General features: G+C 74.7%; 11 protein-coding genes and 2 pseudogenes. 10 read left to right on the forward strand and 3 right to left on the reverse strand.

Annotation, left to right across the window (positions count from 1 at the left end; genetic code table 11):
• Nucleotides 1-2: 2 nt before the first annotated feature.
• From ACWC21_RS19540 to ACWC21_RS19550, 3 genes and pseudogenes are all read left to right on the forward strand, one after another.
• Nucleotides 3-1,031 (forward strand): glycosyltransferase family 9 protein, encoded by a 1,029-nt coding sequence (locus ACWC21_RS19540; RefSeq protein WP_450883393.1) that lies wholly within the window; start codon nt 3-5, stop codon nt 1,029-1,031.
• Nucleotides 1,032-1,079: 48 nt separating this feature from the next.
• A pseudogene (locus ACWC21_RS19545) lies at nt 1,080-1,925 on the forward strand (glycosyltransferase family 2 protein); the annotation flags it as partial.
• A 422-nt stretch (nt 1,926-2,347) separates the two neighbouring features.
• A pseudogene (locus tag ACWC21_RS19550) lies at nt 2,348-3,263 on the forward strand (glycosyltransferase family 2 protein).
• Nucleotides 3,264-3,341: 78 nt separating this feature from the next.
• Here ACWC21_RS19550 and ACWC21_RS19555 read toward each other — a convergent pair.
• Together ACWC21_RS19555 and ACWC21_RS19560 are read right to left on the reverse strand one after the other, a co-directional pair.
• The gene (locus ACWC21_RS19555; protein ID WP_450883395.1) at nt 3,342-3,554 is read right to left on the reverse strand and encodes a hypothetical protein; all 213 of its coding nucleotides are present in this window, start codon (nt 3,552-3,554) and stop codon (nt 3,342-3,344) included.
• Nucleotides 3,551-4,042, reverse strand: a complete 492-nt coding sequence (locus tag ACWC21_RS19560) for a DUF1360 domain-containing protein (protein WP_450883397.1) — start codon at nt 4,040-4,042, stop codon at nt 3,551-3,553. The genes ACWC21_RS19555 and ACWC21_RS19560 overlap by 4 nt, the downstream gene beginning before the upstream one ends.
• A gap of 219 nt (nt 4,043-4,261) precedes the next feature.
• Between ACWC21_RS19560 and ACWC21_RS19565 the strand changes: the two genes are divergently transcribed.
• The 5 genes from ACWC21_RS19565 (at nt 4,262) to ACWC21_RS19585 (ending at nt 10,025) form a co-directional block, all read left to right on the forward strand.
• Nucleotides 4,262-5,488, forward strand: a complete 1,227-nt coding sequence (locus ACWC21_RS19565; protein WP_450883399.1) for a polysaccharide pyruvyl transferase family protein — start codon at nt 4,262-4,264, stop codon at nt 5,486-5,488.
• A 10-nt stretch (nt 5,489-5,498) separates the two neighbouring features.
• Nucleotides 5,499-6,953: an FAD-dependent oxidoreductase gene (locus ACWC21_RS19570; protein ID WP_450883401.1), complete on the forward strand. Its 1,455-nt coding sequence runs from the start codon at nt 5,499-5,501 to the stop codon at nt 6,951-6,953.
• Nucleotides 6,954-7,329: 376 nt separating this feature from the next.
• The gene (locus tag ACWC21_RS19575; RefSeq protein WP_450883543.1) at nt 7,330-7,827 is read left to right on the forward strand and encodes an N-acetyltransferase family protein; all 498 of its coding nucleotides are present in this window, start codon (nt 7,330-7,332) and stop codon (nt 7,825-7,827) included.
• A 70-nt stretch (nt 7,828-7,897) separates the two neighbouring features.
• Nucleotides 7,898-8,656, forward strand: a complete 759-nt coding sequence (locus ACWC21_RS19580; RefSeq protein WP_450883403.1) for an IclR family transcriptional regulator — start codon at nt 7,898-7,900, stop codon at nt 8,654-8,656.
• 103 nt (nt 8,657-8,759) lie between these two features.
• Nucleotides 8,760-10,025, forward strand: coding sequence for a PP2C family protein-serine/threonine phosphatase (locus ACWC21_RS19585; RefSeq protein WP_450883405.1), 1,266 nt, complete (start codon nt 8,760-8,762; stop codon nt 10,023-10,025).
• Nucleotides 10,026-10,044: 19 nt separating this feature from the next.
• Here the strand turns inward: ACWC21_RS19585 and ACWC21_RS19590 are convergent, their stop codons facing one another.
• Nucleotides 10,045-10,476, reverse strand: coding sequence for an ATP-binding protein (locus tag ACWC21_RS19590; RefSeq protein ID WP_450883407.1), 432 nt, complete (start codon nt 10,474-10,476; stop codon nt 10,045-10,047).
• Nucleotides 10,477-10,673: 197 nt separating this feature from the next.
• Between ACWC21_RS19590 and ACWC21_RS19595 the strand changes: the two genes are divergently transcribed.
• Together ACWC21_RS19595 and glpK are read left to right on the forward strand one after the other, a co-directional pair.
• On the forward strand, nt 10,674-11,441 hold the full coding sequence (locus ACWC21_RS19595; protein WP_450883409.1) for an IclR family transcriptional regulator: 768 nt from the start codon (nt 10,674-10,676) through the stop codon (nt 11,439-11,441).
• Between the two features lie 50 nt (nt 11,442-11,491).
• Nucleotides 11,492-13,015 carry a glycerol kinase GlpK gene (glpK, locus tag ACWC21_RS19600; RefSeq protein WP_450883411.1) on the forward strand — a complete coding sequence of 508 codons (1,524 nt, stop codon included), beginning with the start codon at nt 11,492-11,494 and terminating at the stop codon, nt 13,013-13,015.
• Nucleotides 13,016-13,021 lie beyond the last annotated feature (6 nt).

Genomic DNA, 13,021 nt, shown 5'->3' on the forward strand with positions numbered 1-13,021 from the left:
CGGTGACCGCCGCACCGGCGAAGCCCCGCCTGCTGGTGCTGCGCGCGCTCGGCCTCGGCGACCTTCTCGCCGGGGTGCCGGCGCTGCGCGGCGTCCGCCGGGCCCACCCCGGGCACCACATCGTCCTCGCGGTGCCCCCCGCGCTCACCGAGGCCGCCCTGGCCACCGGGACCGTCGACGAGGTGCTGCCCGCCGAGGCGCCGGACCGCGGCGTGCCCTCGCTGGAACACTGGCCGGGACCGCCCCCCGACCTCGCGATCGACCTGCACGGCAACGGCCCCGAGAGCCGCGACGCCCTCGCCGCGCTCCACCCCGGACGCCTGCTCGCCTTCGCCCACCCGGAGCAGGCCCCACGCCGCCCCGCCGACTGGCGGCCGGACGAGCACGAGCGCGAGCGGTGGTGCCGCTTCCTGCGGGCGTACGGCATCCCCGCCGACCCCAGCGAGGTGCGCCTGCCCGCGCCGGACGCACCCTCCCCGGCACCCGGCGCGGTCGTCGTGCACCCCGGCGCGGAGGCCGCCGCCCGCCGCTGGCCCGCCGAACGCTACGCCGAGACCGTGCGGCGGCTGCGCTGCGCCGGCCGGCGGGTCGTCCTCACCGGCGGCCCGAACGAGGACGGCCTGGTACTGGACGTCGCCGCCCGTGCCGCCCTGTCCGCTCGCGACGTACTGCGCGGCGGACTGCCCTTCGCAGCCCTGTCGGCGCTCGTCGCCCACGCCGCTCTGGTCGTCAGCGGGGACACCGGCCCCGCGCACCTGGCGGTGGCGCACGGCACGCCGTCCGTCACCCTCTTCGGTCCGGTACCGCCCCACCTGTGGGGTCCACCACCCTCCCCGCGGCACCGCGCCCTGTGGCACCCGGGCCCGCCCGGGGACCCGCACGGCACCGCCCCCGACCCCCAGCTGCTGCGGATCACGGCCGACGAGGTGACCGGCGCCGCGCTGGCCCTGCTGCGGGCCGGCCCGACGAGTGCCCCGACCGGAAAGGGAGACGACGGCCGTGTGCCCCCAGTCTCCTCGGCCCGTCCCTGACACGGCCCCGCCCGCACCGCCGTCCCGGACGGCCGGGTCACCGTCGCCATGATCACCCGGAACCGCCGCACCAGCGTGCTGCGCACCCTCGACGCCCTGGCCGCGCTGCCCGAGCGCCCGCCCGTCATCGTCGTGGACAACGGCAGCGACGACCGCACCCTGCGGGCGGTACGCCGCCACCCGGTGGCCGCCCGGGTCCTCAGGCCCGGCCGGAACACCGGCGCCCTCGGCCGCAGCCTCGCCGTACGGCACGCCCGCACGTCGTACGTCGCCTTCAGCGACGACGACTCCTGGTGGGAGCCGGGAAGCCTCGGCCGGGCCGCCGACGTGCTCGAGGCCCAGCCCCGGCTCGGCCTGGTGGCCGCCCGCACCCTCGTCGGCCCCGACGGCACCGACGACCCGCTCAACGACGTGCTCGCCGCCTCCCCTCTGCCACCGGAGCCCGACCCGCCGGGCCGTCCGGTCCTCGGCTTCCTCGGCTGCGCCTGCGTGGTGCGCCGGGACGCCTTCCTCGCCGCGGGCGGATACCACCCGGTGCTCTTCTTCGGCGGCGAGGAGACCCTGCTCGCCTACGACCTCGCGGCCTGCGGCTGGGGTGTCGCCTACGAGCCCTCCCTGACCGCCCGCCACCACCCCGAGCCCTCCCACCGCGCCGACCGCGGCCACGTTCAGCTCCGCAACGAGATCCTCACCCTGTGGCTGCGCCGCCCGGTACCGGTCGCCCTCAGGGCCAGCGTCCGGCTGACCGCGGCCGCCCTCACCGGCCGGTCCGCCGCCCGCCCGGCCCTGCGCGGGGTGCTCACCCGCCTTCCGGCCGCCCTCGCCCGGCGCCGCAGGCTGCCCCCGCACGTCGAGCGGGTGGCCCGGCTGCTCGATGGACCCGCGCCCGCCACGACCCGGGGAGGCCGCCCGGTACCGGTCGCCCTCAGGGCCAGCGTCCGCCTGACCGCGGCCGCCCTCACCGGCCGGTCCGCCGCCCGCCCGGCCCTGCGCGGGGTGCTCACCCGCCTTCCGGCCGCCCTCGCCCGGCGCCGCAGGCTGCCCCCGCACGTCGAGCGGGTGGCCCGGCTGCTCGATGGACCCGCGCCCGCCACGACCCGGGGAGGCCGCCCGGTACCGGTCGCCCTCAGGGCCAGCGTCCGCCTGACCGCGGCCGCCCTCACCGGCCGGTCCGCCGCCCGCCCGGCCCTGCGCGGGGTGCTCACCCGCCTTCCGGCCGCCCTCGCCCGGCCCCGCAGGCTGCCCCCGCACGTCGAGCGGGTGTCCCGGCTGCTCGATGGACCCGCGCCCGCCACGACCCGGGGAACCGCATCGGCATGAACGCACGCACCACCGAACGCGACGACCGCACGACCGTCGTGGTGATCACCCACAACCGGCGCGTCGAACTGCTGCGCGCCCTCCGGCTGCTGCGCGAGCTGCCCGAGCGGCCCCCGGTGGCCGTCACCGACAACGGCTCCACCGACGGCACGGCCGAAGCGGTCCGGCGCGGCTTCCCCGAGGTGCGGCTGCTGACTGCCGGCCACAACCTGGGCGCCGTCGGCCGCGACCTGGCGGTCCGCGGGGCGCGCACGCCCTACGTGGCCTTCTGCGACGACGACTCCTGGTGGGAGCCGGGCAGTCTGCGGCGTGCCGCGGACATCCTCGACGCACGACCGCGGCTCGCGGGTGTCACGGCACTGCATCCTCGTCGAGCCCGCCGGCACGGAGGACCCGGTCGTACGGGAGCTGCGGGAATCCCCGCTGACCGGACCCGACTGGCTGCCGGGGCCGCCGCTGGGCTCCCTCCTCGCGGCGGCCACCGTGCTGCGCACCGACGCCTTCCGCGACGCGGGCGGCTTCCACCCCGGCCGCTGGCTGGGCGGCGAGGAGGAGCTGCCGGCCACCGACCTGCAGCGGCAGGGCTGGTGGCTGAGCTACGCCGAGGAACTGGCGGTGCACCACGAGGCGTCCGTACTGCGGGACAGCACGGCCCGCCGGGTCCTCGGACTGCGCAACACGCTGTGGTTCACCTGGCTGCGCCGCCCGCTCGGGCCGGCGCTGCGCCGCACCGCCCAACTGATGGCCACCGTCCCCCGGGACGCCGCCTCGGCCCGCGCCTTCGCCCACGCGGCGGCCGGGCTGCCCTGGGTGCTGCGGCAGCGCGATCCCGTACCGCCGGAGCTCGAGCGGCGGCTGACCGAGCTGCAACGCGCCCGCCGCGACTCACCCGCCCGGCGGTACGTGGGCTGAGCGCCCGGGACATGCGAGGGCCCCGGGCGAACTGCCCGGGCCCGGACGCGGTGGGCCGGTACGGGTGCGGTCGGGGTGTCAGGAACCGGTGCCCTCGGGGTCCTCGGGCACGTCCGTGTCGTCCCGGTCGCCCTCCGCCTGCGACGGCGTCGGGTGCTCCGGGGAGTCCGCGGCGGTCGTGGTGGTGTCCGGCTCTTCCGGCTCGCCCTCGGCCTGGGCAGGGGTGTGGTCGCTCGTGCTCTCTCCTGTGCTCGGGCCGGCGGCCGGCCGGTCCGGGGAACGGCCGGTCATTCCTCGGTCGCCTGCTGTGTCCAGGTCCAGGCGTACTGCAGCCAGTCCGCCACGGTGAGCGCGCCCAGCCCGCCGCAGACCAGGCGGGTGGCCCGGGGTGCCGACGCGTAGGCGCACACCAGAACGCCGGCCAGCCACGCCGAGGTGCAGAACGGGCAGGACACGAGCTCGCCCACGGCGCGCCGCACCCCATGGCCGCGGGGCGTGTCCGTGACCTCGCCCGCCTCGTCCTCGGACTCGCGGCGGGTGAACGGGGCCCGGACGAAACTGGTCACCTTGTCCCTGGTCAGCAGCCTGGACCCCTTGTACGCGGCGGCGCCCATGAGGGCGACGTCCCAGGGTGGCACCGTCCGCGGCAGCCGTACACCGCGGCGGCGGGCGACCGCCGCGAACACGGCGGCACCCGCCGTGAACGTGCCGGCGAGCAGGGCGTAACCCCCGATGGGCTCCTCGCCCTCGCCCTGGTACCGCTCGGTGTCCGTCGTCATGGCACCTCCCTGCCGTCCACATGCCCGCCCTCGCCGCCGGACCCGGCACCGAGTTCCCCGGGGCGGCACCACCACACGTCGGCGGGCGGCCGTGGTCCTGAGGCGGGGCGGGACCCGACCGCCCATACTGTTGCTACGTACGGATGTGCGTACGGAGCCCTTCCCGGAGACGGACCCGCCGCCGAGCGGCGCGTCACCTCCCACGACAAGGAGTTCCGGATGACCCAGACCCAGCGTCCGTCTCCGTCGGATCTGCGGATCGGCCTGCTCGGTTCGTACGGCGGGTGCAACATGGGCGACGAGGCGATCCTGCAGTGCGTGCTCGGCTGCCTGCGCGCCCACCGGCCCCACGCCCGCCTCGTCGTCCTCAGCCGGCACGCCGACCACACCCGGCTCCACCAGCCGCAGGCCGACGAGGCGGTGCCCTGGGAGGGCGTCCCGCAAAAACCCGTGCTCGACGCACTGACGAGCCTGGACCTGCTGGTGCTGGGCGGCGGCGGAATCCTCTACGACGGGGAGGCCCGGCGCTATCTGCGGCTGGTCCGGGCCGCCCAGGACCGCGGAGTGCGCACCTTCGCCTACGCCGTCGGCGCGGGCCCCCTGCGGGAGCCGGAGGACCGGGAGGCGGTGCGCACCGTGCTGCCCGCGATGGACGACGTGGTGGTCCGCGACGAGGAGTCCCGTCTGGTCCTCGAGGAGGTCGGCGTGGAGCGGGAGCTCACCGTCACCGCCGACCCGGCGCTGCTGCTCCCGGCGCAGCCCTTCACCGAGCGGATGACGCGCCAGGAGGGCCTCCCGGCCGGCGGCCGTCTGGTCGGCGTGTCCGTGCGGGAGCCGGGCCGGGCCGCGGAGAACCTCGACGAGGCGAGCTACCACGCCCTCCTCGCCGACGTGGCCGACTTCCTGACCCGGCGCCTGGACGCGCACGTCGTCTTCGTACCGATGGAACGCCAGGACGTCCACCACGCGCACGGCGTCCTGTCCCGGATGAGCGCCCCGGACCTGGGCCGGGTCCTGCACAACTCCTACAGCCCGGGCCAGTTGCTGGGCTTCATGCGCCACCTCGACCTGGTCGTCGGCATGCGCCTGCACTTCGTGATCTTCGCAGCGCTCACCGGCCTGCCCTTCCTGCCGCTGCCCTACGCCGGCAAGGTCTTCGACTTCGCCCGCCGCACCGGCGCGCCGGCGCTGGTCGGCGTCGCCCGGGAACAGGCGGGACTGCTGCTCGCCGAGGTGGACCGGCTGTGGGACGAGTTCCCCGAGCGGCGCGCCGACCTGGGCGCCCGGGTGGCCGGGCTGCGGGCCCTGGCCGGCCGGACCTGCGTCCGCTGCGGCGACCTCCTCGACTCCGTCGACGGCGGCCCGCGGGGCGCCGTACGAAACCGCGAGTCCGATCTGTGCCTGTTCGCTCCGGGTGCGGCGCCGGTGCGGGCCGACGGCGGGTAGCGAGGCGGAGATGCCAGTTCTGGAAGAACCGCCCCGGCTCCGGACCGTCACCCTCCCGCCGCGGCCGGCCCGGCACGGCGGGCGGACGGACGTCCTGGTGGTCGGCGGCGGGCCGGCCGGCACCGCGGCGGCGTACGCGGCCGCCGACGCCGGCGCCGGCGTGGTCCTGGTGGAGCGCTACGGCTTCCTCGGCGGCAACGCCACGGTGGCCCTCGTGATGCCGTTGATGTCCTTCCACAACGAGCACAAGCAGGCCGTGTTCGACGACCCGGGGGAGCAGGGCGACCGGTTGCTGCCCAAAGACCACGGCGAGGGGGAGGCGGTGGTCGCCGGCTTCCTGCGGCGGCTGCTGGACCGGCTCACCCAACGCGGCGGCTGCATCCCGCCCTCCCTGGAGACCGGCTACACCGTGCCGTTCGACCCGGAGGTGTACAAGTCCGTCCTGCTGGACCTGCTCGACGGGGCGGGCGTCCGTCTGCTGCTGCACGCCTTCGCCTCCACCGCGCTTCCCCTGGACGACGGCTGGCGGGTGGTGTTCGAGACGAAGTCCGGGCCGGTGGTGATCGACGCCGGGGTCGTGGTCGACGCGACCGGCGACGGGGACGTGGCCGCCGCGGGCGGGGCGCCCTACGAGGTGGGACGCCCCGAGGACGGGCTCGTACAGCCGATGACGCTGATGTTCCGCGTCGTGGACTTCGCCCGGCCCCGGTTCGCCGAGTACGTGCGTTCCCATCCCGACCAGTGGCGCGGAGTGCACGGGCTGTGGGACCTGGTCGAGGAGGCCACGGCGGCCGGCGAACTGCGGCTGCCCCGCGAGGACGTCCTGCTCTTCGGCACGCCGCACCCCCACGAGGTCGCCGTGAACAGCACCCGGGTCACCGGGGCGCTCGGCATCGACGTGTGGGACCTGACCCGGGCCGAGTACACCGCCCGCCGCCAGATGGCCGAGATCGACCGCTTCCTGCGCACCCGGGTCCCGGGCTTCGAGGACGCCTACGCGGTGCAGAGCGGCACCCAGATCGGTGTCCGGGAGACCCGCCGCGTCCTCGGCGACCACCGGCTGACCGGAGACGACATCCTGCAGGCCCGCGCCTTCCCGGACGTCGTCGCGCACGGCGCCTACCCGATCGACATCCACAACCCGGAGGGCACCGGAACCGTCCTCAAGCGCGTGCCACGGGGGCGTTTCTACGACATCCCGCTGCGCGCCCTGCTGCCCCGGGGCGTCGAACGGCTGCTGGTCGCCGGCCGCTGCATCTCCGGCACCCATGTGGCGCACTCCTCGTACCGGGTGATGCCCATCGCGATGGCGACCGGCCAGGCCGCCGGCGTCTGCGCGGCGCTCGCCGTCCGCCTCGGCCGGCGCCCCCGCGAGGTGCCCCACCGGATCGTCCAGCAGGAGCTCCTGCGCCAGGGCGCCCGCCTGCGCTGCGAGGCCGCCGATCTCGCGGCGACCCCTCAGTGACCGGGCACGGCCCCCGCCGGGGCCGGTTCCGGTACGGGTCCGGGCTCGGGCGGCGCCGGGTCGGGGTGAGGAACGGGCGACGGGCCGGGCGGCGGCTCGGGCACCGGCTTCGGCAGGGGTGGACCCGGCGCCGGGTCGGGACGGCCCGGAACCGGCGGGGCCGGGGCCGGCTCCGGCGGGACGGGGATGGGGGGCTGGACCATGTTCTCCTCCTTCGTCCTCATGCGTACGGGGTGCTGCGTGTTCCCCGTATGCCACGCGTCACGCCCCGCGACGGTCCGTTCGCCCCGCCTCCCGCTCGTCACGCTCCGACGGGCCTCGGGTACGGCGGATCCCGTGGCGGCGCTGGTCCCGTACCTGGGAGACTGCCGCCGTGATGGACTCCCTTCCGGAGGGCCTGACGGCCCGGCATCCCGTCGCCGACGACCACCCGAGGGTGCTCGCCGTGCTCGAGTCCTGGTGGGGTGGTCTCAAGGGCCGGTCCGGAGCCCGGGAGCGGGCCCTGCTGCTGCCCCGCCTTTACTTCCAGCACTTCACGACCACCAGCCGTCTGGTCGAGCGCGGAAACGGGGAGCTCGCCGCCTTCCTCGTCGGGTTCCTGTCGCAGACCGACCCCGAGACCGCCTATGTGCACTTCGTCGGAGTCGACCCGGCACTCCACGGCCAGGGTGTCGGCCGGGCCCTCTACCAGTCCTTCTTCGAACTCGCCAGGACACACGGCCGCCGCTTCGTGCGCTGCGTCACCAGCCCGGAGAACACCGCCTCCCAGGCCTTCCACACCCGCCTCGGCTTCACCGTCTCCCCGGTGCGGCAGGACTACGACGGCCCCGGCCTCGACCGCGTGACCTTCACCCGGGACCTGACCGGCGGCTGATCCGGGCGGTGCGCGCCGATCCGGGCACACAGCCCTTGCCCGGGGCGGGTGCCCGGCGCAGGCTGTTCGTATGGCTGCGCAAGACGGCCCCACCCTGATCGGCTCCGTGCAACGCGCCTTCCGCCTGCTGGAAGCGGTGAGCGCGCACGCGAACGGCGCGCCGGCCAAGCAACTGGCCCGTGAGACGGGGCTCCCGCTGGCCACCGCCTATCACCTGCTGCGCACACTCGTGTACGACGGGTACGTGCGAAAGCTCGACGACGGTGGGTTCGTCCTCGGCGACAAGCTGCAGACGCTGCACGTCAGGGGCGGCGGGCAGGCACTGCTCAGCCGCGTCCGGCCCACGCTGGCGGCGCTGCGGGACGAACTCGCGACCGCGGCCTACCTGACGTTCTACGAGGAGGGCGAGATCCGGGTCGCGGAGATAGTCGACGGCCCCCGCACGCCCCGGGTCGACCTCTGGGTGGGGTTCGAGGACGCGGGACACGCCACCGCACTGGGCAAGACCGTGCTGCGGGAGCTCGACGACGACGCTCGCCGGGACTACCTCTCCCGCCACCACCTCGCCGACCTGACACCGCGCACCATCACCAGCGCTCCCGAACTGCTGCGGCGGCTCGACGCCTCGCCGGTGGCCCCGGCCGTCACCGACCTCGAGGAGTACTGCCTCGGCACGGTCTGCATCGCCGTGCCCGTCTACAGCGGGGACACGCTCGGCTCGCTCGGCGTCTCCCTGCCGGCGGACCGGATCTCCCGGCTGGAGGAGATCCGCGACCGGCTGCTCCAGACGGCGAGCCGCGTCACCAGGGGTCTGTCGCTCACTATCTGAAATTCCGGTCCTTGTCACGCCGGGGGCCGTACCCGTTTCCTGGATTAAAAGGACTTATGGGAAGTATCTCCCCGGCTTAGAGACTGAGGACTGCGCACCGGACATGAGTCAGGCCCGAGACCACCGCGGCGACCACCGGCCGACACGACCGTTCAGGAGGCGAGTGGCCGCTCCCGAGGCCTCCGCCCGCAGACGCGCCGCCGCGCGGCTGGCCGTCGGTACCCCCGTACTGCCCGTACTCGTCGTCTGCCTGGTCGTCCTCGCGGACCTCGCCGGCGGAGCGGGGCGGATCTGGCTGCCGCTGCTCGCCGCCGGGCCCGCGCTGGCCGCCACCACCAACGGGCCGCGCGGAGTCCTGTGCGTCGGTCTTCTCGCCGCGGTGCCGAGTGCGACGCTGGGCGTCTGGAACGGTGTTCCCGGCCACGAACTGGCGGCGGTGCTCGCCGCCCTGATGGCCGTCACCCTGGCGAGCGGACTCACCAGCGCGATGCGCGGGCGCCGCGAACGGGTGCTCGCGGCCGTCCGTTCCGTCGCGGAGGCCGCTCAGCACGCCCTGCTCAGGCCGGTGCCCGCGATGGTCGGCCCCTTCCAGGTGGCCGTCCGCTACAGCGCCGCGGCGGCGGAGGCCCGTATCGGCGGGGACCTCTACGCCCTGCTGCCCACCCCCTACGGGGTCCGGCTGATCGTCGGCGACGTGCGCGGCAAGGGGCTGCCCGCCGTGGGAACCGCCGCCCTGGTGCTCGGTGTCTTCCGGGAGGCCGCCTACGACGAACCCGACCTCCTCGCGGTGGTCGACCGGATCGAGCGGAGCCTGGCCCGCAACCTCGGGGACGACGACTTCGTCACCGCCGTCGTCGCCGGATACCCCTCGGCCGGGCGGCTCGAGGTGGTCAACTGCGGCCACGCGCCGCCCCTGCTGGTGCGGGCGTCCGGGCACGTGGAGGCGGTGGAGCCGGACCGTCCGGCGCCGCCCCTCGGGCTGCGCGCCCTCTCGGGCGAGGCACCCGGCCTCCGGTCACTGCCCTTCGCCGACGGAGACCAGCTGCTGCTCTACACCGACGGGGTCACGGAGGCCCGCGACCACGGCCGCACCTTCTACCCGCTCGCCGAAGGACTGGCGCGCCATGTGTCCGACGAACCGGCCCGCACCCTGGCCGCCCTCCATGACGAACTGCTGGCCCATGTCGGCGGCCGACTGCACGACGACGCGGCGCTGCTCCTGCTGCGCATACCGGCCGCCTCCGAGGCTTCGGGCACCGCCGCGGCCGTCGCCGGGCTCGACGCCGTCCCCCGCGCCACGGTCCCCGGGGAGCGAGGCTCCCAGCGGCTGCGGTACCCCGTCCGGCACCCCCTGCCGGAGCAGACCTGACCTGCCCGCAAGCGTGTTCTCACGCCGCGACGAGGTCCGCCCACCGGGTCACCCCGCCGGAGTGGACGCGCATGCCGTGCCGGGTCGCCAGCGCGTGGACGATCTGCTCGCCCCGGCCGTGCTCGTCCGGGTCGACACCCGCGGGCGGCTGTCCCGCCTCCCGCGCCGGTCCCGCGTCCGTGACCTCGACCCGCAGCGTGCCCGCCCCCTCGTCCCGGGCCCAGGACAGCCGCAGCTCGGCGGGGGGCAGGGCGTGCACGAGCGCGTTGGTGAGCAGCTCCGACACCACCAGGAGCGAGTCCTCGACGATCTCCCGGGATACCTTCCAGCCGGCGAGCACGGCCGCGACGCGCCGGCGCACGGCGGGAACGGCCCCGGTGACGGGCTCAAGCGGACACACGTGTTCCACCGCGCCCCGAAACATCGGGTCGAGCTCGAGCTGTACCGACATCGTGTTCTCCTCCGGTGGGCGATCGGCCGGGCGCTGGGCCGCAGCGCACTGTGCCGGGCCTCATAGCAACCTAGGTACCGGGACGAGGCGGGTCAATGAACGGCGGTCGGCATTGCCGAACACGGGCGTGTCCGGTGCTCACGGACCGTCCACCTGCTCGAAAAGCGGACCGTCCCCGGCGGTAATAGGCTCACCTCATGACCGGCCCGGTCCAGTCCATCGAACGGGCGGCGGCGATCCTGCGTCTGCTCGCCGGCGGACCTCGCCGACTCGGGCTCGGCGAGGTGGCGGCGTCGCTCGGGCTGGCCAAGGGCACCACCCACGGCATCCTGCGCACCCTTCAGCACGTGGACTTCGTGGAGCAGGACGCGGCGACCGGAAAATACCAGCTCGGGGCCGCCCTGCTGCACCTGGGCACCAGCTACCTCGACGTCAACGAGCTGCGGTCGCGCTCCATCAACTGGGCCGACGCCCTGGCCGCCCGCAGCGGGGAAGCGGTCCGCCTGGGCACCCCGCTGGAGAGCAACGTCCTCGTCGTCCACCATGTGTTCCGGCCCGACGACACGCTCCAGACCCTGGACGTGGGCTCGCTGCTGCCGCTGCACGCCTCCTCCCTCGGCAAGGTCCTGCTGGCCTTCGGGACCGCACCCCTCGAACTCGCCGTGGAGTCCGGCCTCGAGGCGTACACCCGGCACACCCTCGTGGCTCCGGAGCAGCTGACCCGGGCCCTCGCCGAGGTCAGGGAGGTGGGGTGGGCCGCCGAGGTCGAGGAGATGAGCGTGGGCGAAGCCGGCATCGCCGCGCCGATCCGGGGGCACGGCGGACTCGTGGTGGGCGCCGTCGGACTGTCCGGCCCGGTCGAGCGGATCTGTGACGGCCGGGGCCGGCCCCGGCCGAACCTGATCACCCTGCTGCGCGAGGCCGCACGGGCGATCTCCAGAGACCTGGGAGCGGCTCGCTGGTAGCGGCGCCGGCGGCCCCGCACCCGCGACACACCGGAAGGGCAGAGCCGATCATGGTTGAACGGTATGTGATGTCCGTCGATCAGGGCACCAACTCCACCCGATGCATCCTGTTCGACCATCACGGGCGGCTGGTGTCCGTCGCCCAGCGAGAGCACCGGCAGCACTTCCCCAGGCCCGGGTGGGTCGAGCACGACGCCGTGGAGATCTGGCGCAATCTGGAACGCATCATGCCCGAGGCCCTGTCCGGTGCTCACATCGGCGTCCCGGAGGTCGCCGCCGTAGGTGTCACCAACCAGCGGGAGACGACGGTGCTCTGGGACCGGCGGACGGGTGACCCACTGGGCAGGGCGATCGTCTGGCAGGACACCCGCACGGCGCCGCTCGTCGACGAACTCAGGCGCGACCCCGGTGAGGAGTTCTTCCTGCAGCGCTGCGGTCTGCCCCCCTCGACCTACTTCTCCGCGCTGCGCGTCCGCTGGCTGCTCGACCGGGACGACGGCCTTCGCCGGCGCGCCAGGGACGGTGAGGTGCTGTTCGGCACGATGGAGAGCTGGCTGATCTGGAACCTCACCGGCGGCACTGACGGCGGTCTGCACATCACCGACCCCACCAACGCCAGCCGCACCATGCTGATGAACATCCGCTCGCTGACCTGGGACGACGAACTGCTGGCGTTCTTCGGCGTGCCCCGCCCCATGCTGCCCGAGATCCGGTCCTCCGCCGAGGTCTACGGGGAGGCCAGCACGGTCCTGCCCGGCGTCCGCATCACCGCCGCCCTCGGTGACCAGCAGGCCGCCCTGTTCGGCCAGACGTGCTTCTCCCCGGGCGAGGCGAAGTGCACCTACGGAACGGGCAGCTTCCTGCTGCTCAACACCGGCGCCGATCCCGTACGGTCCCGGCACGGACTTCTGACGACCGTCGCCTACAAGATCGGTGACCAGCGGCCGGCCTACGCCCTGGAGGGTTCGATTGCCGTCACCGGTTCACTGGTCCAGTGGTTCCGGGACCGTCTGGGGCTGATCAGCAGCGCGCCGGAGATCGAGACCCTCGCGCGGACGGTGGAGGACAACGGCGGCTGCTACATCGTCCCCGCCTTCTCCGGTCTCTTCGCCCCCCGCTGGCGCAGCGACGCACGCGGTGTCATCGTCGGCCTCACGTCGTACATCACCAAGGGACACCTGGCCCGTGCGGTCCTGGAGGCCACCGGCTGGCAGACCCGCGAGGTCGTCGACGCCATGAACGCCGACTCCTCGCTGGCGCTGAAGGAGCTGAAGGTGGACGGCGGCATGACGGCGGACAACCTGCTCATGCAGTTCGTGGCCGACGTGCTCGACGTACCCGTGGTCCGGCCCATGGTCGCCGAAACCGTCTCCCTCGGCGCCGCCTACGCCGCGGGGCTCGCCGCGGGTTACTGGCCGGACCTGGAAGTCCTGCGCCGCAACTGGCACCGGGCCTCCCAGTGGCTGCCGGACATGGACCCCGAGCGGCGGGAGCTGGAGTACGACAACTGGCAGCGCGCCGTGGAGCGCTCGCTGGGCTGGATCAGACCCCCGAAACACCCCCGACCGAAGTGAGGTGGC

Source organism: Streptomyces sp. NPDC001348 (assembly GCF_053597535.1).

What these genes read in the sequence shown, in the direction of transcription:
- ACWC21_RS19590 (WP_450883407.1), bottom strand. Translation starts at nt 10,476, where the DNA reads ATGTCGGTACAGCTCGAGCTCGACCCGATGTTTCGGGGCGCGGTGGAA.
- ACWC21_RS19570 (WP_450883401.1), top strand. Translation starts at nt 5,499, where the DNA reads ATGCCAGTTCTGGAAGAACCGCCCCGGCTCCGGACCGTCACCCTCCCG.
- ACWC21_RS19580 (WP_450883403.1), top strand. Translation starts at nt 7,898, where the DNA reads ATGGCTGCGCAAGACGGCCCCACCCTGATCGGCTCCGTGCAACGCGCC.
- ACWC21_RS19560 (WP_450883397.1), bottom strand. Translation starts at nt 4,042, where the DNA reads ATGACGACGGACACCGAGCGGTACCAGGGCGAGGGCGAGGAGCCCATC.
- glpK (WP_450883411.1), top strand. Translation starts at nt 11,492, where the DNA reads ATGGTTGAACGGTATGTGATGTCCGTCGATCAGGGCACCAACTCCACC.
- ACWC21_RS19575 (WP_450883543.1), top strand. Translation starts at nt 7,330, where the DNA reads ATGGACTCCCTTCCGGAGGGCCTGACGGCCCGGCATCCCGTCGCCGAC.
- ACWC21_RS19585 (WP_450883405.1), top strand. Translation starts at nt 8,760, where the DNA reads ATGAGTCAGGCCCGAGACCACCGCGGCGACCACCGGCCGACACGACCG.
- ACWC21_RS19595 (WP_450883409.1), top strand. Translation starts at nt 10,674, where the DNA reads ATGACCGGCCCGGTCCAGTCCATCGAACGGGCGGCGGCGATCCTGCGT.
- ACWC21_RS19565 (WP_450883399.1), top strand. Translation starts at nt 4,262, where the DNA reads ATGACCCAGACCCAGCGTCCGTCTCCGTCGGATCTGCGGATCGGCCTG.
- ACWC21_RS19555 (WP_450883395.1), bottom strand. Translation starts at nt 3,554, where the DNA reads ATGACCGGCCGTTCCCCGGACCGGCCGGCCGCCGGCCCGAGCACAGGA.